Here is a 24972-nt window from a genome sequence, read left to right as displayed (position 1 = left end):
ATTCGCCATGAGTAAAATTATCGGTATTGACTTAGGTACAACAAACTCTTGTGTAGCTGTTATGGAAGGTGGAGAACCAAAGGTTATCCCAAATCCAGAAGGAAACCGTACAACACCTTCTGTTGTAGCTTTCAAAAATGAAGAACGTCAAGTTGGGGAAGTTGCAAAGCGCCAAGCAATTACAAACCCAAATACAATCATGTCTGTTAAACGTCATATGGGTACAGACTACAAAGTAGAAGTTGAAGGTAAAGATTATACACCTCAAGAAATTTCTGCAATCATTTTACAAAACTTAAAAGCTTCTGCTGAAGCATACTTAGGTGAAACAGTAACGAAAGCTGTTATTACAGTACCTGCATACTTCAACGATGCAGAGCGTCAAGCAACGAAAGATGCTGGTCGTATCGCTGGTTTAGAAGTTGAGCGTATCATTAACGAGCCAACAGCAGCAGCACTTGCTTACGGTTTAGAAAAACAAGACGAAGAACAAAAAATCTTAGTATATGACTTAGGTGGCGGTACATTTGACGTATCTATCCTTGAGTTAGCAGACGGCACATTCGAAGTTATTTCAACTGCTGGTGACAACCGTCTTGGTGGCGATGACTTTGACCAAGTTATCATCGATCACTTAGTAGCTGAGTTCAAAAAAGAAAATAACATTGATTTAAGCCAAGATAAAATGGCGCTTCAACGCTTGAAAGATGCAGCTGAAAAAGCGAAAAAAGATCTTTCTGGTGTAACACAAACTCAAATTTCATTACCATTCATTAGTGCTGGAGCTGCTGGTCCATTACACTTAGAATTAACGTTAACAAGAGCGAAATTCGAAGAGCTTTCAGCAGGTCTTGTTGAAAGAACATTAGAGCCAACTCGTCGTGCATTAAAAGACGCTGGTTTTGCTCCAAGCGAATTAGATAAAGTTATTCTTGTTGGTGGATCTACTCGTATCCCAGCTGTACAAGAAGCTATTAAACGTGAAACTGGTAAAGAGCCATATAAAGGTGTAAACCCTGATGAAGTTGTAGCATTAGGTGCTGCAGTTCAAGGTGGCGTACTTACTGGTGATGTAGAAGGCGTTCTATTATTAGACGTAACTCCACTTTCTTTAGGTATTGAAACTATGGGTGGCGTGTTCACGAAATTAATCGAGCGTAACACTACAATTCCAACAAGTAAGTCACAAGTATTCTCGACAGCTGCTGATAATCAACCAGCAGTAGACATTCACGTATTACAAGGTGAGCGTCCAATGTCAGCTGACAACAAAACGTTAGGTCGTTTCCAATTAACTGACCTTCCACCAGCACCACGTGGTATTCCACAAATCGAAGTAACATTCGATATTGATGCGAACGGTATCGTTAACGTACGTGCGAAAGACTTAGGAACAAGCAAAGAGCAAGCTATTACAATCCAATCTTCTTCAGGTCTTTCTGATGAAGAAGTAGAACGTATGGTACAAGAAGCGGAAGCAAATGCTGACGCTGATCAAAAACGTAAGGAAGAAGTTGAACTTCGTAACGAAGCTGACCAACTTGTATTCCAAACAGACAAAGTTGTAAAAGATTTAGAAGGTAAAGTAGATGCAGCTGAAGTTGCAAAAGCAACAGAAGCGAAAGAAGCATTACAAGCTGCAATTGAGAAAAACGAGCTTGAAGAAATTCGTGCGAAAAAAGATGCTTTACAAGAAATCGTACAACAATTAACTGTTAAATTATACGAGCAAGCTCAAGCAGCTGCTGGTCAAGCAGAAGGTGCGCAAGGTGCACAAGACGCTGGCACGAAGAAAGACAATGTAGTTGACGCTGAGTTTGAAGAAGTAAAAGAAGACAAGTAATTCAACTGTAAACATAATAAGTAAGATGACAAAAAGTCAAAGTCAAGCGTGCCTTGACTTTGGCTTTTTTCACGAATGAGAAGCGATGTGTGAGGATCTTAAGTTTTTCGCTTTGCATACTGTAAGTGAGGAAACTTTGTTGCAAAGCACTTTCTTTCGGTGTTAAAATTACGTTTATGTGAAAGATTCGGGGGTTGTAAATTTATGAGTAAACGAGACTATTATGAGGTCCTTGGACTTAGCAAGGGCGCTTCAACAGATGAAATAAAAAAAGCGTATCGTCGTTTGGCTAAAAAATACCATCCAGACGTAAGCAAAGAAGAAAATGCAATTGAAAAGTTTAAAGAAGTACAAGAAGCATACGAAGTGTTAAGTGATGATCAAAAGCGTGCGCAGTACGATCAATTTGGTCATGCTGGTGCAAATCAAGGATTCGGTGGATTTGGCGGCGGAGGAGACTTCGGCGGTGGCTTCGGTTTTGAAGATATATTTAGTTCTTTCTTTGGCGGTGGCGGCGGCAGACGTCGTGATCCAAATGCTCCGCGCCAAGGTGCTGACTTACAATATCAAGTCACTTTAGATTTTGAAGAAGCTATTTTTGGTAAGGAATTAAATGTGGAAATTCCAGTAGAAGATCCATGTGATACTTGTAAAGGTAGTGGAGCAAAACCAGGAACTTCAAAAGAAACATGTAAACATTGTTCAGGCTCTGGTCAAGTGAGTGTAGAACAAAACACACCGTTTGGTCGTATCGTAAACCGTCAAGCTTGTGGTCATTGTTCAGGAACTGGACAAATTATTAAAGAAAAATGTACGACATGTCACGGTTCAGGTAAAGTTCGTAAGCGTAAAAAAATCAATGTTAAAATTCCAGCGGGTATCGATAATGGTCAACAAATTCGTGTGTCTGGAAAAGGTGAAGCCGGCGTAAATGGCGGACCAGCAGGAGACTTATATGTTGTCGTTCATGTAAGAAATCATGAATTCTTCGAGCGTGAAGGAGATCACATTATTTGCGAAATGCCATTAACATTTGCGCAAATGGCGCTTGGTGATGAAGTGGAAGTTCCTACTGTTCATGGTAAAGTGAAGCTGAAAATTCCAGCAGGAACACAAACTGGAACAGAATTCCGCTTAAAAGGAAAAGGTGCTCCGAACGTACGTGGATACGGCCAAGGAGATCAATATGTAGTCGTTCGTGTTGTTGTACCGACGAAATTGACTTCACAGCAAAAAGATTTATTACGTGAATTTGCAGGACAAGAAGAGCAGGATGATAGTTTATTCGGAAAGCTTAAACGTGCTTTCAAAGGGGAATAATGGAAATAAAAAATGGAGTTGGTAAATTGTGAAATGGTCAGAAATTAGTATTCATACAACAGAAGAAGCAGTAGAAGCTGTCTCTCATATTTTACATGAAGCTGGTGCTAGCGGAGTTGCGATTGAGGATCCAGCGGAGTTAACGAAAGAGCGCGAGCAACAATATGGTGAAATTTATGCATTGAATCCAGATGAATATCCGGCGGAAGGTGTATTAATAAAAGCATATTTCCCGCAAACGGATTCTTTACATGAAACGATTGCAGGTGTAAAATCATCTATTGATGTGCTTCCATCTTACGACATTGAAATTGGTACTGGAAATATTACCGTTAACGAAGTCAATGAAGAAGATTGGGCTACTGCTTGGAAAAAATATTACCATCCAGTACAAATTTCTGATACATTCACAATCGTACCGACGTGGGAAGAATATACACCATCTTCTCCTGATGAAAAAATCATTGAATTAGACCCAGGTATGGCGTTTGGTACAGGAACTCATCCAACAACAACGATGTGTATTCGTGCTTTAGAAAAAACAGTACAGCCAGGTGACACTATCATTGATGTAGGAACAGGTTCTGGTGTGCTTAGTATTGCAGCGGCAAAATTAGGTGCGTCTTCTGTTCAAGCATATGATTTAGATCCGGTTGCAGTTGAAAGTGCAGAAATGAATGTGTGTTTAAATAAAACAGATGATATCGTGTCTGTTGGGCAAAATAGTCTTTTAGAAGGTATTGAAGGTCCTGTTGATTTAATCGTAGCTAACTTATTAGCAGAAATTATTCTTTTATTCCCTGAAGATGCAGCGAGAGTTGTGAAGTCAGGTGGATTATTTATTACATCGGGCATTATTGCTGCGAAGGAAAAAGTAATTTCTGAGGCGTTAGAACAAGCTGGATTTACAATTGAAGAAGTGTTACGAATGGAAGATTGGGTAGCAATTATTGCACGAAATGCGTAATATAGATTTTAGTCTATAATGAAAAGGGGAGTCTCTCACTATAAGGTGAGGGACTTGCCGTTTGTTATATGAAAAATGATAATGTTTCGTTCTTTTCGTAAGTGTTGACTTACGAAAGGAACGAAACTCTACTAAGGTGATTATATGCAACGTTATTTTGTAGAAGAAAAACATGTAAGTGAAGCAAAAATTCGCATTGTAGGTGATGATGTACATCACATTGCGAGAGTAATGCGTATGACAGCTGGCGATCAAATTTATTGCTGTGTAAACGGAAAAACAGCAGTATGTTCAATTGATGAAATTACCAGTGAATTTATTAATACGGCTATTGTAGAATGGGTAGAGGCGTCAAGTGAACTTCCTGTTTTCGTGACGATTGCAAGTGGACTGCCAAAAGGAGACAAGCTAGAGTTGATTTTTCAAAAAGGAACTGAGCTTGGGGCAGCTGCATTCTTACCATTTCAAGCATCTCGCTCTATCGTAAAATGGGATGCGAAAAAAGCTGATAAAAAGGTTGAGCGTTTAAGAAAAATTGTGAAAGAAGCTGCGGAACAATCACATAGAAGTGAAATTCCGGAAGTACATGCTCCGGCATCATTTAAGCAACTGCTTACAATGAGTGGTGAGTATGATGTTTGTCTTGTTGCTTACGAAGAGGAAGCGAAACAAGGCGAGAAATCTAATTTTGCGAAAGCTTTAACGACAATGAAACCAGGTCAAAAGCTATTGATTGTATTTGGCCCAGAAGGCGGTTTAGCTGAGGAAGAGATTACAGCGCTTCGTGAACATAAATTTGTACCATGTAGTTTAGGACCAAGAATTTTAAGAACAGAAACGGCGCCGTTATACGCGTTAAGTGCTGCTTCGTATCATTTTGAATTGATGGGGTGATGATCAATGTCAACTGTTGCGTTCCATACGTTAGGTTGTAAAGTAAACCACTATGAAACAGAAGCCATTTGGCAATTGTTTAAACAAGGTGGTTATGAAAGAACAGAATATGAAAAGAAAGCTGATGTATATGTTATTAACACATGTACAGTAACGAATACTGGGGACAAAAAAAGCCGTCAAGTAATCAGACGTGCTGTGCGTCAAAATCCAGATGCAGTTATTTGCGTAACGGGATGTTATGCACAAACATCTCCAGCTGAAATTATGGCGATTCCAGGTGTAGATATTGTAGTTGGTACACAGGATCGTGAAAAGATGTTAGGTTACATCGAAGAATTCCGTAAAGAGCGTCAACCAATTAATGCTGTCCGCAATATTATGAAAACACGTGTGTACGAAGAACTTGATGTACCTTATTTCACGGATCGTACACGTGCGTCTTTAAAAATACAAGAGGGTTGCAATAACTTCTGTACATTCTGTATCATTCCTTGGGCGCGTGGTTTAATGCGTTCTCGTGATGGAAAAGAGGTTATTAAACAAGCACAACAATTAGTGGATGCAGGCTATAAAGAAATCGTATTAACGGGTATTCATACAGGTGGATACGGCGAAGATATAAAAGATTATAACTTAGCTGGATTACTTCGTGATATGGAAGCGGAAGTAGGCGGATTAAAACGTCTTCGTATTTCTTCTATTGAAGCGAGTCAAATTTCAGATGAAGTAATTGAAGTGTTAGATAAATCTGAAGTAGTTGTACGTCACTTGCATATTCCGTTGCAATCTGGTTCTAATACTGTATTAAAACGTATGCGTCGTAAATATACGATGGAATTCTTCCAAGAGCGTTTAGATCGTTTGAAAGAAGCGTTACCAGGCCTTGCGATTACATCTGACGTAATCGTTGGTTTCCCAGGTGAAACAGAAGAAGAATTCATGGAAACATACAATTTCATTAAAGAGAACCGCTTCTCTGAGTTACACGTGTTCCCTTATTCAAAACGTACAGGAACACCTGCAGCACGCATGGAAGATCAAGTTCCTGAAGATGTGAAGAACGATCGTGTTCATCGTTTAATTGAGCTATCTAATCAATTAGCGAAAGAATATGCATCAGCGTTTGAAGGTGAAGTGCTTGAAATCATTCCAGAAGAGCAATTTAAAGACGGCGACCGTGAAGGGTTATATGTAGGGTATACAGATAACTACTTGAAAATTGTATTTGAAGGATCAGAAGAATTAATTGGTAAGCTAGTGAAAGTGAAAATTACGAAAGCTGGCTATCCATATAACGAAGCGCAATTTGTTCGTGTTATTGAAGATGATGTGAAAAAAGAATCAGCAAGCGCATAAAAAAGAGCGTGCAACCGGAAACGGTTTGCATGCTTTCTTTATTTGAAGCGGTTAAGTACTAGAAGGTGGAGAGGCGTTTCGTGCATCCCTGTATGAAAAAAGTTGAAATGATAAAAATATAGTTGTCTTCATGAAAGAAGGATACTAGCTATTTGTATAACTTTTGAAAAGGAAATGCTTCTATTCTTCTTTTATTCTGCCAAATAGTTGACCTGAAGTGATAAAATGTATTATAATCGTAAAAGACATGCTGAAGAAGTGTTTCTTTTTGCATGCTGAAGTTAGTATGTAAGTGTGATGTTTCGGAGGGAGGGAAAGAGAATGTCAAAAACAGTCGTTCGTAAAAACGAGTCTTTGGAGGATGCACTTCGCCGTTTTAAAAGATCGGTTTCTAAAACTGGTACACTTGCTGAAGCAAGAAAGCGCGAGTTTTATGAAAAACCAAGTGTAAAACGTAAGAAGAAATCTGAAGCGGCAAGAAAGCGTAAATTCTAAGAGAGGGTGTAAGTTATGAGTCTTCTCGGTCGTTTAAACGATGATATGAAACAAGCGATGAAGAATAAACAAAAAGAAAAATTAACCGTTATTCGTATGGTTAAGGCTGCTTTACAAAATGAAGGTATTAAACTGCAACATACTCTTACTGAAGAAGAGGAAGTAACAGTTTTAGCTCGTGAAGTAAAACAGTATAAGGACTCCCTCCTTGAATTTAAAAAAGCTGGTCGTGAAGACCTTGTTAATAAACTGCAAAGTGAAATTCAGATTTTAAGCGCATATTTGCCAGAGCAATTAACTGAAGAAGAACTAGTTGATGTAATCAAGCAAGTTATTTCTGAAGTTGGTGCGACTTCTAAAGCAGATATGGGTAAGGTGATGACTGCTGTTATGCCGAAAGTAAAAGGTAAAACAGACGGATCACTTGTGAATAAGTTGGTTATCCAGCTATTAGCATAAAAAAACGTCTCATTTCGTATGAGACGTTTTTTTATTGTTCTTATTAAGGAAAAACGCTATATTGCTTAAAAAGCGTTTCTGTAAGTGATAGAAACGCCTCTGGTATGTAAAAAAAGTAACGGCCTTAGTTATGATTAATCCCACCATAAAAAAAGCTTTTTCGTTTTCTTAATTTCTTCGACTAACTCCTCAATGCTTTCTGTTCCTTGTTCCACTATATCTGGACAAAATTCATACATTTCTTGCGCGAAAGATTGCATTTCTTCGTCTGTAGGTAACGCGCTAAAAATGGCATCAACCCAGTCATGATCTGCACCGATTATGATAAAAGGATAGCGATCATTCCATTTTCTTAGTTTAAAAATAACATCTATATTGCTAACTTCGTAATTAACGCCATTTGTTTGTTGGATTGTAAGGATATCAAATTGGCCATTTCCTTGTGTAATTGCAATTCTACACTCACTCTTACTTCCTTGACTAAAACTTCTTTCGCAAATAAAAGCTAAGTATCCAAGTTTCTGAACCTCAGATTGAAGTTTTATAACTTGCTGTTCAGCAGAATCCTCAAAGGTAACGAAAGAGACTCCGGCTATTTTAGATTTTGAATCAGTTGCATAAAAGGGCTGGATGCTGCTGTTAGTAACTTGTTTTATAACATTCAAAATTTCTTGACTAAATCCAATTTCCTTTCGTATTTCCTCGCTTATTAATTCATTTTTTTGTTTTTTAATGAATCCTAATATTTTTTTGAAATTCATATAACAACCACCTATAAAATATTCTTACTTACACCGCAAAATTCAGAGTGGAGCAATTTCCTTTTTCGGATTTTATCTCATTTGTCTAATGAATGACAACTACTTATTCTATGGTCAGTATGTCACGTCCAGAACGAATTGTAACAGGTTTTTTCAAGTTTCCAACTTCTTGCTAGGCTCAATTTCTTAATTTAACTTGTACTGATATCCCCTGAGGGCGCATATTCTTGTATTAATACTTCTATTATTATGGGTAACATTCCCTGATCCATCATTGTCCTGATAAATATGATTTCATATAGCGACTGTTTTAATTAACATGAGATGAACTCTTACAGAATATAGTTATGTTAGTGAAGTCGTTATAACACGATAGGCACTTGTGAAGAAATGCATATATATGGGATGAGGAGGGGGTCTTTCGAGATGAAGAAATTAGAACAAATGAAAAATTGGTTAACAAAACAAGTAGACCTACCAGTGGATGTATTAATGGATCTGCCTCGGATTACTCTTGTTGGGCAAATACATATTTATATAGAAAATCATCGGGGGCTATTAGTGTTTTCAGATAAAGAAGTGCGATTGCTGTTAAAACATGGTCAATTACTAATTAAAGGACAATCCTTTGTTATTAAAACGATTCTTCCAGAAGAGCTTTTGCTCGAAGGGATAATTGAGCAAGTAACATTTTTAGAAAATGAAAAAAAAGGTGATTGAAGTGAAACTTCCATTTGTGAAGTTTTTCTTCTTTATCCTGTAAAAGTTTCGTTGATAGAGACCGATTACAGTTTTAATTTGTTTCATTTTAGTACGAGCTATTTTAATGCTTCAAATAAAAAGTAGTATATCTACTTTTAGAAAGGCAGTGAAGGTGGTAAATGAAAAATAAATGGTTTATAAAGTGGCTTGGATATGTAAAAGTGCGGATTGAAGGTAGAGGAGCGGAACGGTTTGTTAATGAATGTGTACGGAGGAATTTGTTAGTTTGGGATGTTAAGAAAATAGCTGATGAAACGTTAGTTTTTTGTATGTTGTTACGTGATGTGAAAAAAATAAAACCAATTTATAGAAAAAATGAATGTAAATTATATTTTATTGGACGTTATGGTTTTCCTTTTTGGAATAAGCGTTTAATTAAAAATAGTGGATTTTTAATTGGGTTTTTAATTTTCTTTTTTGGCGTGATTGCAATGTCAAATATGGTTTGGAAAATTGAAATTACAGGAGCAAAACCCGAAACAGAATATATATTGATGAAAGAATTGGATAAAATGGGTATTAAAAAAGGGAAACTACAATTTCAAATGCCGAATGTAGAAGATGTACAACGCCATTTGACAGATAATATTAATGCCATTACTTGGGCGGGACTAGAAGTAAGAGGAACGACGTATCATTTTAAAATTGTTGAAAAAAACGAACCAAAAAAAGAAAAGGAACAAAGGCCGCAAAATTTAGTAGCAAAAAAAGAAGCGATTATTACAAAAACGTTTGTAGAAGTTGGAAAGCCGCTTGTACTGAAGAATGATCATGTAGAAAAAGGGCAGATTCTCGTATCCGGAATATATGGTAATGAGGAAAGTCCGACGATTGTTTCAGCGAAAGGTATTGTGTATGGCGAAACGTGGTATACATCTAAGGTAGATGTTCCGCTAAAGACGCAATTCCAAGTGTATACTGGTAATGTATACAATGAACATTTTCTTAAATTCGGGGATACGAAAATAAAAATATGGGGATTTCAGCATGATAAGTATAAACGCTCTCGTACTGAAAGTGTAAAGCATGATGTGAAATTATTTGGTTTTACACTGCCGATTGCATATGAAAAAGATGTTGTGAGAGAAGAGGAAGAAGCGAATCGAGAATATACAGAAAAGCAAGCGCTGAAAGTAGCGAAGGAGATGGCCGAAAAAGAACTAAAGAAAAAATTGGATGAACATGCTATGATTGTAAGTGATAAGATTTTGAGTAAAGAGGTTGAGGCGGATCAACTAAAAGTCACATTGCATTATACTGTGGTTGAAAATATTGCAGAGCCACAACCAATATCCGAATCCGATATTCAAGGAGACTGAGTAATGGCAGAACAATTAGTAGAAATGAACCAACAATTGGAAAATACTAACGAAGCAATCGCTCTTTTTGGAGTCAATGATGCACATTTAAAAGTAATTGAACGAGAACTGAATGTATCGATCGTAACTAGAGGAGAAACTGTTCATGTATCTGGAGCAGTTGAAACGGTGACACTCGTAGAAAAAATCTTACAGCAATTACTTGTTGTAATTCGTAAAAGTATATCAATTTCAGAGAGAGATGTTGCGTATGCAATTCAGCTCGCGCAACAAGGGAAAATTGCTCAATTTGAAGAGTTATATGAAGAAGAAATTTTCAAGACTGCAAAAGGTAAATCCATTCGTGTAAAAACAATGGGGCAAAGAAGATATATTCATGCGATGAAGAAGAATGATATTGTCTTTGGGATAGGGCCTGCAGGAACTGGAAAAACATATTTAGCTGTAGTAATGGCTGTGAGAGCTTTAAAACAAGGATATGTAAAGAAAATTATTTTAACAAGACCTGCTGTAGAAGCTGGAGAAAATTTAGGTTTTTTACCAGGGGATTTGAAAGAGAAGGTAGATCCATACTTACGTCCATTATATGATGCCTTACATGATATTCTTGGACAAGAATATACGCAGCGTATGATGGAGCGAGGAGTAATTGAAATCGCGCCGCTTGCTTATATGAGGGGGCGTACGCTTGATGATTCATTTGTTATTTTAGATGAGGCTCAAAATACAACGGGTGCTCAAATAAAAATGTTTTTAACAAGATTAGGTTTTAGTTCTAAAATGGTTATTACAGGGGACCCTTCACAAGTAGACTTGCCAAAAGGGGTAAAATCAGGGCTATCTATAGCTGCTAATATTTTATCTGGTGTATCAGGTCTGTCATTTATTACATTAGAACAAACGGACGTTGTGAGACATCCATTGGTGCAACGTATTATTGAGGCATATGATAAAATGGAATGATCCTATTTGTCAGGATCATTTCTTTTTGTATGATAAGGTTGGCGAACGTCATATTTTTTACTATCATGAAAGATAAGGAAAATAAACTATAGGTACTGGTGTGTAAAATTTTGCCTCAAAGTATCGTTGGGTAGAAGAAATGAAAGCTATAAATAGTTTCACTTTATTTCTGGAGAGGAGAAGGTATTGAAATCATGTCAAGATCTCAAGAAATTTCTAAGTGGTTTCGTAATTTACAACATTCGAAAAAACTAAGTTGGATTTCTTACGTTGTGTTAGGAGCAGTGCTGTTTTTTGCGCTTATGAATAATGTAAAACCAGAACAATTAGATGTTAATATGTATTCTATTGCGAAAAAGACAATCCATTCTCCTATAAAAATTGAAGATAAAGTTACAACGGATAAAAAGAAAAAAGAAGCCGCTACAAAAGTTGAAGATCAATATACATATAAAAGTGAGTATAAACAAAACAAAGTTGATATTGTGAATGACGTCTTTGCTAAAGTGGATGAAGTGGTGCAAGAGATTAAAGCTGTTGGACCGGATGATCAAAAAAAGATGACTGATGCTGAGAAAGTGGATAAGTTAAAAAAGAAACTACCCGCTGACTTAACGAAAGAATTATCTGATTCAAACTTACTAAATTTGATTAATGCAGATTCGAGCCAATTAGTATTAGCGAAAGATGCTGCGGTCACAGCGATTAATAGTATCATGACTGAGCATATTAAAATGGACGAATTGAAAGATGCGAAAGAACGATATGTAAGTGAGATGAATAGTGTTAATGTTGATAATGGTTTAAAAGAGTCAATTAAGGCGCTAGGAAGATATGCAATTTCAGCGAACTATTTTTATGACCCGATCTTAACGAAAGAGAAGAGAAAAGCAGAGGAAGATTTAGTTCCACCTGTTTATATTCTTCAAGGACAAGTTCTTGTTAGAGAAGGTGAAACGATTTCAAGTGATGTGTATAATCAGTTGAAATTAGTTGGTTTGTTAGAAAAAGGGAACGGCTTTCAACCTTATGTTGGATTAGCGGTACTTATTGGTGTATTACTATACTTTATGCATAAACAATTTGAATTATTTTTAAAGAGAAAAAGAGAAGATAGACCGTATGTTTTAGCGTATATTACAATTTTGTCTATCACAATCGTCTTAATGAAAATCATTAGTTTGTTTCAAAAACTTGAATACGCAGGGATTGCATATGTTGTCCCAGTTGCGATGGGAACAATACTTGTAAAACTAATGATTGGTGATCGATTTGTCTTTTTAACGAGTATGATTTTTTCTGTATGCGGAAGTATTATGTTTAATGAAGGAGTAACGAGTACATTAAATTATAGTGTAGGGATTTACGTATTGTTAAGTTCATTATCGGTTAGTATTTTCTTGCGAGAAAAAAATCGTCGTACAATGATTTTACAAGCTGGTATACTCGTTTCTGTATTAAATGTAGTCGTATTAGCGGCGCTCTTATTATTACGTAATGGGAATTTTTCGCCTCTTGAAATTGGTACGCAATTATTAATGGCTTCACTTTCAGGGATTATATCATCCGTTTTGGCTATGGGGATTTTACCATATTTAGAAAGTGGACTTGGAATCGTATCAAGTATGAAGCTTATGGAACTATCAAGTCCAAATCATCCGCTTTTACGTAGAATTTTGTTAGAAGCGCCAGGGACATATCATCATAGTGTAATGGTAGCGAATCTTTCTGAGGCTGCTTGTGAAGCAGTTGGGGCAAATGGTGTATTAGCGCGTGTAGGGGCATATTATCATGATGTAGGAAAAACAGTACAACCGCAATTCTTTATTGAAAACCAAATGGGAATTAAAAACCCGCATGATAAATTAGATCCTGTAACGAGTAAAGATATTATAATTGCTCACGTAACGGATGGAGTAAGAATGCTCGAAGAATATCATATTCCACAAGAAATTATTGATATCGCTGGGCAACATCACGGTACAACGTTACTGAAATATTTTTATTATAAAGCTATTAAAGAAGATAAAGAAAAATATACAGAAGAGATGTTCCGTTATCCAGGTTCAAAAGCAACTTCGAAAGAATCGGCAATTGTTGGTATTGCTGATAGTGTAGAAGCTGCGGTACGTTCTATGAATCACCCAACGCCAGAACAAATTAATAATTTGGTGCAAAGTATTATTAAAGATCGACTGCAAGACGGTCAATTTAGTGAATGTGATTTGACGTTTAAGGAACTACAAATCGTTGGAAAAACGTTGTGTGAAACGTTAAATGGTATTTTCCATTCGCGTATTACATATCCGGAACCTCCGGAAGAAAAGGAGAAAGAATGAGTTTGTTAATTGATTTTATTGATGAAACAGAAGAAGTAAAAGAAGAGTATATGAGTTTAATTCGTGAAGTGTTAGAAAAAGCAGCTCAAATGGAAAATATCGAGGATGGTGCGGAGGTATCGGTGACATTTGTAGATAATGAGCGCATTAGAGAAATTAATCGTGATTACCGAGATAAAGATCAACCTACAGATGTAATATCCTTTGCCATGGAAGAGATGGGAGAAGGAGAAATGGAGATTGTTGGTGCAGAGATGCCGCGCATGTTAGGGGATCTTATTATCTCTATTCCAAGGGCGAAAGAGCAAGCTGAAGAGTACGGACATTCTTTCGATCGTGAACTTGGATTTTTGGCGTTACATGGCTTTTTACATTTACTTGGTTATGATCACATGACAGAAGAAGATGAAAAAGAAATGTTCGGAAGACAAAAAGAAATTTTAGAAGCTTTTGGATTAGGACGATGAAAAAAGGAAAACTTATAGATAGTTTTGGATATGCTATAGCTGGTATATTCTTTTGTTTTCGTCATGAACGAAATATGAAAATCCATTATTTAGCCGCAGTCATTGTTATATGCTGCGGCTTTTATTTCCATATTACGAAAATAGAGTGGATGATATTACTTATTGTAATAGGGAGTGTAATGAGTTTAGAGATGGTAAATACGGCTGTGGAAAAAACGGTAGATTTAGCGACTGCCGATATTCATCCGTTTGCAAAAATTGCAAAGGATGTTGCGGCAGGAGCGGTTTTATTGTTTGCAATTATAGCTGTTATAATTGGTGCTATTATCTTTTTACCGTATATGGTATAGTTGCATTCCGAAGCTTTTATTAAGCTTTGGAAGTGCTGTAAGGGCCTTTAATGAGAGAGTGTATCTCTTCATAGCTGTGAACAGGAAGGATGCGGGAATATGAATAGTAAACAATTAATTCTAGAAGCAATCGAAGCGCGTAAACAAGCGTACGTACCATATTCTAAATTTCAAGTAGGTGCAGCATTATTAACGCGCGGTGGAAAAGTATATCGTGGATGTAATGTTGAGAATGCATCATATGGCTTATGTAATTGTGCTGAAAGAACAGCTTTATTTAAGGCGGTTTCTGAAGGAGATAAAGAATTTGTAGCCATTGCGGTTGTAGCAGATACAAAGCGCCCAGTACCTCCTTGTGGAGCATGTCGACAAGTTATGGTAGAATTATGTAAACAGGATACGAAAGTATACTTATCAAACTTACATGGTGACGTTCAAGAGACGACAGTCGGAGAATTGTTACCAGGAGCATTTTTAGCGGAGGATTTACATGAATAGAAAAGGTTATAAATCAGGTTTTGTCTCTATTATTGGCAGACCGAATGTTGGAAAATCTACATTTTTAAACCGTATTATCGGCCAGAAAATTGCTATTATGAGTGATAAGCCACAAACGACTCGTAATAAAATTCAAGGTGTATATACAGAAAATGATGCACAAGTTATTTTCATTGATACACCAGGAATACATAAACCTAAACATAAATTAGGCGACTTCATGGTAAAGATGGCGCAAACGACATTAAAAGAAGTTGATATTGTTCTGTTTATGGTTAATGCAGTTGAAGGATTTGGTCGTGGTGAGGAATTCATCATTGAGAAATTAAAAGAAACGAAACAACCAGTATTTTTAGTCATTAATAAAATTGACCAACTTCATCCAGAGCAATTACTAGAGTTAATTGATCAATATCGTAAACTACATGAATTTGCAGAGATTGTACCAATTTCTGCGTTAGACGGTAATAATGTGGACGCTTTAATTGGAACAATTAAAAAGTATTTACCAGAAGGACCACAATACTATCCAGAGAATCAAGTAACGGATCATCCGGAGAGATTTATTATTGCAGAGCTTATTCGTGAGAAAGTACTACATTTAACACGTGAAGAAGTGCCGCATTCTGTGGCTGTTGTTATCGATGCGATTCAAAAGCGTGAGGGCGGGGCAGTTTATATAAATGCAACGATTGTTGTTGAACGTGCATCACAAAAAGGAATCATCATCGGAAAACAAGGGAAAATGTTAAAAGAAGTTGGTAAGCGAGCTCGTTTTGATATTGAAGCGCTACTTGGTTCTAAAGTATTTTTAGAAGTATGGGTAAAAGTGCAAAAAGATTGGCGTAATAAAATGTCTCAGCTTCGTGACCTAGGTTTCCGCGAGGATGAGTACTAAAATAGAGTAAAGTTGTAATCAGTGGATGGTTGGTTCATCCACTGATTATTGGTTTTTATGAACTTTGATAAATTAGGAAAAATTTTTCTCACATGAAAATGGACAAAATGGGTCAATTTAATAACAACAAAGGAAATTGGTTTATAGGCTACGCTTATTGAGAAAGGTGGATTCTTATGCTAGATTTTACCTGGAAGTTTTTCTCTAAAACAGGAAGCATTGAAACGTACTTGCTTTTGAAAGAAATGGAAAAAGACGTAAACGATGAGATGGATCAACATGAAGAGGAGCTAGCGCATCTAGACTCTCCAATTTCTTGACCCGTTTTGTTCAAACCTTGGATGGTGACGAACATGTTTCAAAAAGTTGAGGGCATCGTTATCCGTACGACAGATTACGGAGAAACGAACAAGATTGTTACAATATTCTCAAGAGAACTTGGTAAGGTAAGTGCAATGGCAAGAGGGGCAAAAAAACCGAAAAGCCGATTAGCATCTGTGTCGCAATTAATGACGCATGGCCATTTTCTTATTCAAATGGGATCTGGGCTTGGAACATTGCAACAAGGCGAGATTATTTCAACTATGAAAGAAATTCGCGAGGATATATTTTTAACTGCTTATGCATCATTTATTGTTGAGTTAACTGATAAAGCAACAGAAGATAAAAAACATAATCCGTATTTATTTGAAATGTTATATCAAACGTTGCATTATATGTGTGAGGGTGTTGATCCAGAAGTATTATCATTAATTTATCAAACGAAAATGCTTCCGGTATTAGGGATGCGCCCGTACTTTGATATATGTGCGATTTGTCATCAAGAAACAGACTTTGTCGCCTTCTCCGTAAGGGAAGGCGGTTTTCTGTGCTCACGTCATGCAGAGCAAGACCCATATCGTATACCGGTAGGAGAAGCTGTTCATAAATTATTACGTCTTTTCTTCCATTTCGATTTACATAGGCTCGGAAATGTATCGGTAAAGGATAGCACAAAAAAACAAATGCGTTTAGTATTGAATACATATTATGATGAATATTGCGGAATTTATTTGAAATCAAGACGTTTTTTAGAACAACTTGATAAGTTTCAAATATAATTTTGGGCCGTATACGGTCCTTTTTACATACTTTCTTTTTCGAATAGCATATTTAGTATATAATATTTAAGAGATAGTATAACTTTTTTCGTTGTGCATTAAAGGTGGTGATTATCATAGAGCTGAATAAACGGCAAGAACATATCATTCAGATTGTAAAAGATCACGGTCCTATTACAGGGGAATCAATTGCAGCGCAATTGGGTCTAACACGTGCGACGCTAAGACCAGACTTAGCAATTTTAACGATGGCTGGTTATTTAGAAGCACGTCCACGCGTAGGTTATTTTTATACGGGTAAAACTGGGGGGCAGCTATTATCTGAAGCTGTTAAGAAAATTAAAGTACAAGATTATCAATCTAGACCGGTTGTAATTGATAAAAATGTTTCCGTATACGATGCAATTTGTACGATGTTTTTAGAGGATGTTGGTACATTGTTCGTTGTAGATCAGATGACTCTATTAGTTGGTGTTGTGTCTCGTAAAGATTTATTAAGAGCGAGCTTAGGAAAGCAGGATTTAACCTCTCTTCCGGTTAATATTATCATGACAAGGATGCCAAACATTGCGATGTGTCGTAGAGAGGATTCTTTATATGATATTGCGATGGAATTAATAGAAAGACAGATTGATGCAATGCCAGTTGTAAAAGATACGAAACAAGGTTTAGAAGTGATTGGGCGAATTACAAAGACAAATATTACACGTGCGTTTGTAAATTTAGTAAATAACGAATAAGTGTAATTTGTTTAAAGTGAGGTAATGTAATGGATAATAAAATCGTATATGTCGTATCTGACTCTGTAGGGGAAACGGCTGATTTGGTTGTTCGAGCAGCAATGGGGCAATTCCCGTTTGCTCCTGATATTAGACGTGTACCGTATGTAGAAGATACAGGGACATTAAAAGAAGTGATTTCGATTGCTAAGAGTAATCAAGCACTTATATGTTTTACGTTAGTTAAGCCTGATATGCGCCGGTATTTAGTAACAGAGGCTGCAAAAGAAGGGGTAGAGGCATACGATATTATCGGCCCTCTTATTGATCAAATTGAAGAAATTACGGGGCAAGTGCCGAGATATGAGCCAGGTGTTGTCCGTAGGTTAGATGAAGAATACTTTAAAAAGATTGAAGCGATTGAGTTTGCTGTGAAGTATGATGACGGCAGAGATGCACGAGGTATTTTAAAAGCAGATATCGTGTTGATTGGTGTTTCGCGTACATCAAAAACACCACTTTCCCAATATTTAGCTCATAACAAACGCTTGAAAGTTGCGAATGTACCACTCGTGCCAGAAGTTGACCCACCTGAAGAACTATATCAAGTGGCAAAAGAAAAATGTTTCGGTTTGAAAATTACGCCAGATAAGTTAAATCATATTCGAAAAGAACGATTAAAATCACTTGGATTAAGTGATGGAGCAACATATGCAAATATTAATCGTATTCAAGAAGAAATTGATCACTTTGAGGAAGTAATTAGTAAAATAAATTGCCAAGTAATCGATGTATCGAATAAAGCGATTGAAGAAACAGCAAATATTATTGTGAATGCAGTGCAAAACCAAAAAATGTTTTAGCACATTTACCAAAGGTGAATGTGCTTTTTTCGCTCGTGTGAAATATGATACCTATGGATTTTGTAATAGATTGTAGTGTAATGGTTATACTTATACTCCTTTGTCTTTTAGTATATTCAAGGTGTGAGTTTGTCATCCTGAAATGTAAGCTGAAAAAATAAAGGGATATGTAGCGTAGTTGAAGAAAATATATTATAATAAAAAATTGTGATAAAAACCTATATTTTACGTTTAGACTTTAATTTTTCAGAATAAACTAGGGATAGGATTTACGAAAAAGACATGTAATTACGTTAAATCGACAAAATCTATACAAGAAAACGCACATTATGGAAGGATTCACAGAAGGGATGTAGAATACAGAAATATGCAAAACATCAACAACATATTAGTTGGTGTAGATGTATATCCCGTGAAGGCTGAAATTGTGCAAGTTGGAGCGGAATTTCATGTCGGAATTTTGTTTGTCGCATCATATGCTCATCCTTTAAGGAAATAGCAAGGCAATTGGATCATTGTAGATACTGAACAAAATGGAGTTGATTGTTATATGGATCAACATGAAAAAGTTACAGATCTCAAGATCAAACAGTATATGTGGCTTGCTACTCTTCTTGTAAAAAGGTGTATATGTATTGTTTCTAAGAGATACATTTGTAACAGATGAGCAAATGTATACAATTTTATATAGCAAGTATGTATATGCGATTTATGCAGATAAAGGACCTATAGGAAAGGTTCAAAATCGTTTATACAATGTAATCGGCAACACTTTCTAACAAGTTTAGAAAAATATTGTCGAATTATAAAGGAATTTTTTAATTTATATCGAATACAAAATACGACACGGAGATGGAGTTATGGGGAACAGAATTCCCGAAGAAGTTGTTGAACAGATTCGGACATCATCCGATATTGTAGAAGTCATTGGTGAATACGTTCAACTTAGAAAACAGGGGCGTAACTATTTCGGCCTTTGTCCATTTCATGGTGAGAATTCTCCTTCATTCTCTGTTTCATCTGATAAGCAAATTTTTCATTGCTTCGGATGTGGAGAAGGTGGAAATGTATTTTCCTTTCTAATGAAAATGGAAGGACTGGCTTTTACCGAGGCTGTTCAAAAGCTAGGCGAAAGAAATGGAATTGCGGTTGCAGAGTACACATCAGGACAAGGACAACAAGAAGACATATCTGATGACACTGTCATCATGCAACAAGCTCATGAATTATTGAAAAAGTATTATCATCATTTATTAGTAAATACGGAAGAGGGAAATGAAGCACTTTCATATTTATTAAACCGTGGTATTACGAAAGAGATGATTGAGAAGTTTGAAATTGGTTATGCATCACCTGCTTGGGATGCAGCGACGAAAATTTTACAAAAAAGAGGTTTATCGCTGTCTAGTATGGAACAAGCTGGCCTTCTAATAAGAAGTGAGAAGGATGGTAGTCATTACGATCGCTTCCGTGGAAGAGTTATGTTCCCGATCTATACGTTACAAGGTAAGGTGATAGCGTTTAGTGGAAGGGCGTTAGGGGATGACACTCCGAAATATTTAAATAGCCCTGAAACACCGATTTTTCACAAAAGTAAATTGTTGTATAACTTCCACCAAGCAAGACCGTTTATTAGAAAGCGTGGGCAAGTGGTTCTTTTTGAAGGATATGCCGATGTACTAGCTGCGGTAAAAAGTGGTGTGGAAGAAGCTGTTGCGACAATGGGAACAGCTTTAACTGAAGAACAAGCAAAACTTCTGCGACGTAACGTTGAAACTGTTGTTCTTTGCTATGATGGTGATAAAGCAGGGCGAGAAGCGACGATGAAAGCAGGGCAATTATTGCTAAAAGTTGGTTGCCAAGTGAAAGTCACATCCTTGCCAGATAAGCTTGATCCTGATGAATATGTGCAACAATATGGGACTACCGCTTTTGAAAATCTTGTGAAATCAAGTGTGAGTTTTGTTGGTTTTAAAATAAATTATTTGCGTTTAGGGAAAAATTTGCAAGATGAGTCTGGCAAAGAAGAATATGTGAAAAGTGTTTTAAAAGAGTTATCGTTGTTACAAGATGCGATGCGGGCAGAGTCATATTTGAAGTCATTATCGCAAGAATTTTCGTATTCAATGGAAACACTTTTGAATCAATTGCACCAATATCGCAAAGAACAAAAGGTACAGCAAAAACAAATAAAGCAGGTTGCTAAACCGTCTCAAGTCGTTCAAACAAAACCGAAGTTAACAGGTTTTGAAAGAGCGGAAAGAGAAATTATTTACCATATGTTGCAAAGTGCAGAAGTAGCTGTTCGTATGGAATCCCATATAGAAGATTTTCATACAGAAGAACATAAAGGGATTTTATATGAACTATACGCATATTATGAAAAGGGAAATGAACCTTCAGTCGGAACATTTTTAAGTTGGCTCTCTGATGAAAAGTTGAAAAATATTATCACTGATATTTCGACGGATGAATTTATTAATCCAGAATACACAGAAGAAGTGTTGCAAGGCCATTTGGAGACGCTTAGACGGCATCAGGAAAAACTTGAAAAGATGGAGATCATCTTTAAAGTGAAACAAATGGAAAAAACAGATCCTGTAGAGGCTGCTAAATATTATGTAGCATATTTACAAAATCAAAAAGCGAGAAAATAGCTTTTTTGATAAAGTTTTAGTATAATGAATGTTTGTATCTCGCGTAAGGAGGGGAACAGATGGCTGACAAACCAGCTCGTTCTAAACAAATTGAAACTGAAATGACCCTTGAGCAAGTGAAAGAACAACTCACTGAGCTCGGAAAAAAACGTGGCGTTCTTACATATGAAGAGATTGCAGAACGCATGAATGGATTTGAAATTGAATCCGATCAAATGGATGAATACTATGAATATTTAGGTGAACAAGGCATTGACTTAGTTGGTGATAATGACAACGAAGAAGGCCCTAATAATCGCCAAATTACAAAAACAGAAGAAGAGTTTGACCTCAATGATTTAAGTGTACCACCTGGGGTTAAAATCAACGATCCTGTTCGTATGTATTTAAAAGAAATTGGTCGTGTAGACTTACTATCTGCAGAAGAAGAAATTCGACTTGCAACGCGTATTGAAGAAGGCGATGAAGAAGCGAAACGTCGTCTTGCAGAAGCAAACTTACGTCTTGTAGTAAGTATTGCAAAGCGCTACGTAGGCCGTGGTATGCTTTTCTTAGACTTAATTCAAGAAGGTAATATGGGTCTAATTAAAGCTGTTGAAAAGTTCGATTATCGTAAAGGTTTCAAATTTAGTACGTATGCAACTTGGTGGATTCGCCAAGCTATTACACGTGCGATTGCGGACCAAGCGAGAACAATTCGTATTCCAGTTCATATGGTTGAAACGATTAATAAGTTAATTCGTGTACAACGTCAATTATTACAAGATTTAGGTCGCGAACCGTCTCCTGAAGAGATTGGTGAAGAAATGGATCTTGCTCCAGAAAAAGTACGTGAAATCTTAAAAATTGCACAGGAGCCAGTTTCTCTTGAAACACCAATTGGTGAAGAAGATGACTCCCATTTAGGTGACTTTATTGAAGACCAAGAAGCAACATCGCCTGCGGACCATGCAGCCTATGAATTGCTAAAAGAACAATTAGAAGATGTGTTAGATACACTAACAGATCGTGAAGAAAATGTTCTGCGTCTTCGTTTCGGTTTAGATGATGGACGAACTCGTACGCTTGAAGAAGTTGGGAAAGTATTCGGCGTAACGAGAGAGCGTATCCGTCAAATTGAAGCAAAAGCACTTCGCAAATTAAGACATCCAAGTCGTAGTAAGCGTCTTAAGGATTTCTTAGAATAGGTTATTTTTTAAGTTTACTTCACCTTTGTGAAGTAAACTTTTTTATTTTGTTAATTTTTGTTAAAATTTAGCTATCGGCAACGATTACAATTTCTTGTAATTTATTTTACAGAATTGTCTTTTGATTTGCAAATGCTCATTTTTAGATTTTTCGATTAATTTTGTTTATTCCATACAAAAATATATGTAGAAAAGCGAAAAATATGATGAGAAACGTTAATAATTATCGAAATAATAAGCTATATGACAATAAAAAACAATAAACTGAATTTATGGAATATTTTTAACAAGTAGTAGTTTTCTCTTTTCTGATAGAGCGTTTTCAAGTACAATGGAAATGACTGAATCATCTAACTATTTAGGGGTATAGAGGGGGGAGAAGAGATATGAAACGTAATCCGCTGATTCCGTTCGCTCTTATTGCAGCATTGGGTATTATCGTTATGTTTGTATTTTCATTTCAGGGGCTAAATAAATCTAAAGAGTTAGCTGATGCAAAAAATGGCGGGAAGCCAGCACAAACAGCATCAAAACCAGAGGATATTGTGAAGCAAAGCTGTACGAGCTGCCACGGTGATCAGTTACAAGGGGCAGTAGGACCTAACTTACAAAAAATTGGTGGGAAACTTTCAAAGGATGAAATTAAAGAAATTCTTTCGAAAGGAAAGGGCAATATGCCTGCTAATATAGTTCCAGCTGATCAAGCCACTAAAGTAGCTGATTGGTTATCGAAGAAAAAATAAAGTTCCGTATGACAAGTCTTTTGCTTATGCAAAGGGCTTGTTTTTCTATATTTTCTAAAATACGATGAATGATAGAGAAGTGAATTGTTGTTATAGGCTTGCAACAACTACTATAAATTCATTATCATGGAGACAGACTGACAAGAGAAGGAGTAATGGAAATACATGAATGAAGTAAAGCTTTCAAAACGATTAGAAGAAGTTGTGCGTGAAATACCGGTAGGATCTACAGTTGCTGATATTGGATCGGATCATGCGTATTTACCGTGTTATACAATTATAAATAATATTGCTACAAAAGCAGTTGCTGGAGAGGTTGTAGATGGACCGTTTCGCTCTGCACAAGCAACTGTAGCTGAAAGTGGCTTGCAAGATAAAGTAGATGTGCGTAAAGGGAATGGATTAGCTGTTATAGCGCCAGGAGAAGTAGATGTAATTACGGTTGCTGGAATGGGCGGAGCGTTAATTCGTGACATTTTAGAAAGTGGTAAAGAAAAATTAGAAGGTGTAACACGTTTAATTTTACAGCCGAATATTGCAGCACATCATATTCGTGAATGGTTTGTTGAAAATGGTTGGGAGCTTATCCATGAAAAAATCGTAAAAGAAGATGGGAAAATTTATGAGATTTTAGTAGGAGAGCGAGGAAATGTCGAAGCACCTTACTCGGAAAATAAACAAGCGGGATTGTTTATGGGGCCATTTTTAATAAAAGAAAAAAGTGAAGCTTTCGTTGAAAAATGGGAAGGGGAATTGAAAAACTTCCAAAATATTTTAAAACAGTTAGAACGTGCGGCTAATTCTGAAGAAACAAAAGCGAAACGTGCAGAAGTAGAAGCGAAAATGAAAATGATAGGGGAGATTTTATCATGAGTAAAATTCCAAACGGCCATGAAATTATTTCTTTATTTGAAAGTATGTATCCGAAGCATCTGGCGATGGAAGGAGATAAAATTGGTCTGCAGATTGGAGCGCTTAATAAATCTGTACAACACGTATTAATTGCATTAGATGTAACGGAGGAAGTTGTGGAGGAAGCGATTCAATTAGGGACGAATGTCATTATCGCGCATCATCCTTTAATTTTTAATCCGTTAAAAGCGATTCATACAGATAAAGCGTACGGAAGAATTATTGAAACGTGTATTAAAAATGATATTGCCATTTATGCAGCGCATACAAATGTGGATGTTGCCAAGGGCGGGGTAAATGATTTACTTGCTGAGGCGTTAGGGTTGCAAAATACAGAAGTTTTGGCACCGACATATGCAGAAGAAATGAAAAAAGTTGTTGTGTTTGTGCCAGTAACTCATGCAGAGGAAGTACGAAAAGCATTAGGAGACGCAGGTGCTGGTCATATCGGCAATTATAGCCACTGTACGTTTAGTAGCGAGGGTACAGGTACATTTGTACCTCAAGAGGGGACAAATCCTTATGTAGGGGAAACTGGACAGTTAGAGCGCGTAGAAGAAGTGCGGATCGAAACGATTATTCCAGTTTCACTACAACGAAAAGTGATTAAAGCAATGGTAACGGCACATCCATATGAAGAAGTAGCGTATGATGTGTATCCACTTGATAACAAAGGCGAAACATTAGGGCTTGGGAAAATAGGATACTTAAAAGAAGAAATGACACTTGGACAGTTTGCAGAACATGTAAAGCAATCATTAGATGTAAAGGGTGCACGAGTTGTTGGGAAATTAGATGATAAAGTGCGCAAAGTAGCTGTACTTGGTGGTGATGGTAACAAATACATCAATCAAGCTAAATTTAAAGGAGCAGATGTATATGTAACAGGTGACATGTATTATCATGTTGCTCATGATGCGATGATGCTCGGTTTAAATATAGTTGACCCAGGACATAACGTTGAAAAAGTAATGAAGCAAGGTGTGCAAAAGCAATTACAAGAAAAAGTGGATGCAAAGAAACTCAATGTACACATTCATGCTTCGCAATTACATACAGATCCATTTACATTTGTATAAGAAAAATAAAAACCGTTG

The 24972-nt window shown here is 36.6% G+C and carries 26 protein-coding genes; 25 read left to right on the top strand and 1 reads right to left on the bottom strand.

What is annotated here, in order from left to right; genetic code table 11:
- Positions 1–7: 7 nt before the first annotated feature.
- The 7 genes from dnaK to ACQRBL_RS21465 all read left to right on the top strand — a co-directional run bounded on the left by dnaK (position 8) and on the right by ACQRBL_RS21465 (position 7337).
- Complete coding sequence (gene dnaK, locus ACQRBL_RS21495; protein ID WP_000034701.1) at positions 8–1843, top strand: chaperone protein DnaK; 1836 nt, start codon at positions 8–10, stop codon at positions 1841–1843.
- 204 nt (positions 1844–2047) lie between these two features.
- On the top strand, positions 2048–3163 hold the full coding sequence (gene dnaJ, locus ACQRBL_RS21490; protein WP_000043947.1) for a chaperone protein DnaJ: 1116 nt from the start codon (positions 2048–2050) through the stop codon (positions 3161–3163).
- Between the two features lie 28 nt (positions 3164–3191).
- Positions 3192–4130 carry a 50S ribosomal protein L11 methyltransferase gene (gene prmA / locus ACQRBL_RS21485; RefSeq protein ID WP_411995638.1) on the top strand — a complete coding sequence of 313 codons (939 nt, stop codon included), beginning with the start codon at positions 3192–3194 and terminating at the stop codon, positions 4128–4130.
- 144 nt (positions 4131–4274) lie between these two features.
- On the top strand, positions 4275–5024 hold the full coding sequence (locus ACQRBL_RS21480; RefSeq protein ID WP_001190142.1) for a 16S rRNA (uracil(1498)-N(3))-methyltransferase: 750 nt from the start codon (positions 4275–4277) through the stop codon (positions 5022–5024).
- A gap of 6 nt (positions 5025–5030) precedes the next feature.
- A complete protein-coding gene (gene mtaB / locus ACQRBL_RS21475; protein WP_000108678.1) occupies positions 5031–6383 on the top strand; it encodes a tRNA (N(6)-L-threonylcarbamoyladenosine(37)-C(2))-methylthiotransferase MtaB in 1353 nt (450 codons plus the stop codon).
- Between the two features lie 321 nt (positions 6384–6704).
- Positions 6705–6878: a 30S ribosomal protein S21 gene (gene rpsU, locus ACQRBL_RS21470; RefSeq protein WP_000048061.1), complete on the top strand. Its 174-nt coding sequence runs from the start codon at positions 6705–6707 to the stop codon at positions 6876–6878.
- Positions 6879–6893: 15 nt separating this feature from the next.
- A complete protein-coding gene (locus tag ACQRBL_RS21465; RefSeq protein ID WP_000054582.1) occupies positions 6894–7337 on the top strand; it encodes a GatB/YqeY domain-containing protein in 444 nt (147 codons plus the stop codon).
- A gap of 134 nt (positions 7338–7471) precedes the next feature.
- On the opposite strand, the gene ACQRBL_RS21460 is transcribed toward ACQRBL_RS21465, so the two are convergent.
- A complete protein-coding gene (locus tag ACQRBL_RS21460; protein ID WP_023523068.1) occupies positions 7472–8098 on the bottom strand; it encodes a DUF4253 domain-containing protein in 627 nt (208 codons plus the stop codon).
- 426 nt (positions 8099–8524) lie between these two features.
- Here ACQRBL_RS21460 and yqfC point away from each other — a divergent pair, with 426 nt between their 5' ends.
- From yqfC to ACQRBL_RS21370, 18 genes are all read left to right on the top strand, one after another.
- Entirely contained in the window at positions 8525–8818 is a 294-nt protein-coding gene (gene yqfC / locus ACQRBL_RS21455; RefSeq protein WP_000732269.1) for a sporulation protein YqfC, read from the top strand.
- 161 nt (positions 8819–8979) lie between these two features.
- Entirely contained in the window at positions 8980–10179 is a 1200-nt protein-coding gene (gene yqfD, locus ACQRBL_RS21450; RefSeq protein ID WP_065485289.1) for a sporulation protein YqfD, read from the top strand.
- 3 nt (positions 10180–10182) lie between these two features.
- Positions 10183–11142, top strand: coding sequence for a PhoH family protein (locus ACQRBL_RS21445; protein WP_000840520.1), 960 nt, complete (start codon positions 10183–10185; stop codon positions 11140–11142).
- 194 nt (positions 11143–11336) lie between these two features.
- A complete protein-coding gene (locus ACQRBL_RS21440; protein ID WP_000091513.1) occupies positions 11337–13481 on the top strand; it encodes an HD family phosphohydrolase in 2145 nt (714 codons plus the stop codon).
- A complete protein-coding gene (gene ybeY / locus ACQRBL_RS21435) occupies positions 13478–13948 on the top strand; it encodes an rRNA maturation RNase YbeY (protein ID WP_000054684.1) in 471 nt (156 codons plus the stop codon). Before ACQRBL_RS21440 ends, ybeY begins: the two co-directional genes overlap by 4 nt.
- Complete coding sequence (locus ACQRBL_RS21430) at positions 13945–14298, top strand: diacylglycerol kinase family protein (protein ID WP_000715464.1); 354 nt, start codon at positions 13945–13947, stop codon at positions 14296–14298. Before ybeY ends, ACQRBL_RS21430 begins: the two co-directional genes overlap by 4 nt.
- Positions 14299–14397: 99 nt before the next feature.
- Positions 14398–14796 carry a cytidine deaminase gene (locus ACQRBL_RS21425; RefSeq protein WP_001086285.1) on the top strand — a complete coding sequence of 133 codons (399 nt, stop codon included), beginning with the start codon at positions 14398–14400 and terminating at the stop codon, positions 14794–14796.
- Complete coding sequence (gene era, locus ACQRBL_RS21420) at positions 14789–15694, top strand: GTPase Era (RefSeq protein ID WP_001080230.1); 906 nt, start codon at positions 14789–14791, stop codon at positions 15692–15694. Before ACQRBL_RS21425 ends, era begins: the two co-directional genes overlap by 8 nt.
- A gap of 176 nt (positions 15695–15870) precedes the next feature.
- On the top strand, positions 15871–16014 hold the full coding sequence (locus ACQRBL_RS21415; RefSeq protein ID WP_000883924.1) for a YqzL family protein: 144 nt from the start codon (positions 15871–15873) through the stop codon (positions 16012–16014).
- A 33-nt stretch (positions 16015–16047) separates the two neighbouring features.
- Positions 16048–16794 (top strand): DNA repair protein RecO, encoded by a 747-nt coding sequence (recO, locus tag ACQRBL_RS21410; RefSeq protein ID WP_411995637.1) that lies wholly within the window; start codon positions 16048–16050, stop codon positions 16792–16794.
- Positions 16795–16901: 107 nt separating this feature from the next.
- Entirely contained in the window at positions 16902–17534 is a 633-nt protein-coding gene (locus ACQRBL_RS21405; protein ID WP_000583756.1) for a helix-turn-helix transcriptional regulator, read from the top strand.
- Positions 17535–17563: 29 nt separating this feature from the next.
- Positions 17564–18376, top strand: a complete 813-nt coding sequence (locus ACQRBL_RS21400; protein ID WP_242263878.1) for a pyruvate, water dikinase regulatory protein — start codon at positions 17564–17566, stop codon at positions 18374–18376.
- 635 nt (positions 18377–19011) lie between these two features.
- Positions 19012–19155 carry a hypothetical protein gene (locus ACQRBL_RS21395; protein WP_000479733.1) on the top strand — a complete coding sequence of 48 codons (144 nt, stop codon included), beginning with the start codon at positions 19012–19014 and terminating at the stop codon, positions 19153–19155.
- 81 nt (positions 19156–19236) lie between these two features.
- Complete coding sequence (dnaG, locus tag ACQRBL_RS21390; protein WP_023523066.1) at positions 19237–21033, top strand: DNA primase; 1797 nt, start codon at positions 19237–19239, stop codon at positions 21031–21033.
- A gap of 59 nt (positions 21034–21092) precedes the next feature.
- Complete coding sequence (gene rpoD, locus ACQRBL_RS21385) at positions 21093–22220, top strand: RNA polymerase sigma factor RpoD (RefSeq protein WP_000764066.1); 1128 nt, start codon at positions 21093–21095, stop codon at positions 22218–22220.
- A 386-nt stretch (positions 22221–22606) separates the two neighbouring features.
- Complete coding sequence (gene cccA / locus ACQRBL_RS21380; protein ID WP_000828142.1) at positions 22607–22963, top strand: cytochrome c550; 357 nt, start codon at positions 22607–22609, stop codon at positions 22961–22963.
- A 165-nt stretch (positions 22964–23128) separates the two neighbouring features.
- On the top strand, positions 23129–23836 hold the full coding sequence (locus ACQRBL_RS21375) for a tRNA (adenine(22)-N(1))-methyltransferase (RefSeq protein WP_001006547.1): 708 nt from the start codon (positions 23129–23131) through the stop codon (positions 23834–23836).
- Positions 23833–24954, top strand: a complete 1122-nt coding sequence (locus ACQRBL_RS21370; protein ID WP_411995636.1) for a Nif3-like dinuclear metal center hexameric protein — start codon at positions 23833–23835, stop codon at positions 24952–24954. The genes ACQRBL_RS21375 and ACQRBL_RS21370 overlap by 4 nt, the downstream gene beginning before the upstream one ends.
- Positions 24955–24972: the final 18 nt, after the last annotated feature.

It is taken from the genome of Bacillus sp. AF62 (genome assembly GCF_050312695.1).
Taxonomy (GTDB): Bacteria; Bacillota; Bacilli; order Bacillales; family Bacillaceae_G; genus Bacillus_A; species Bacillus_A cereus.
Note: the sequence above shows the minus strand (reverse complement) of the source record. Positions and strands in the feature narration are given on the sequence as shown.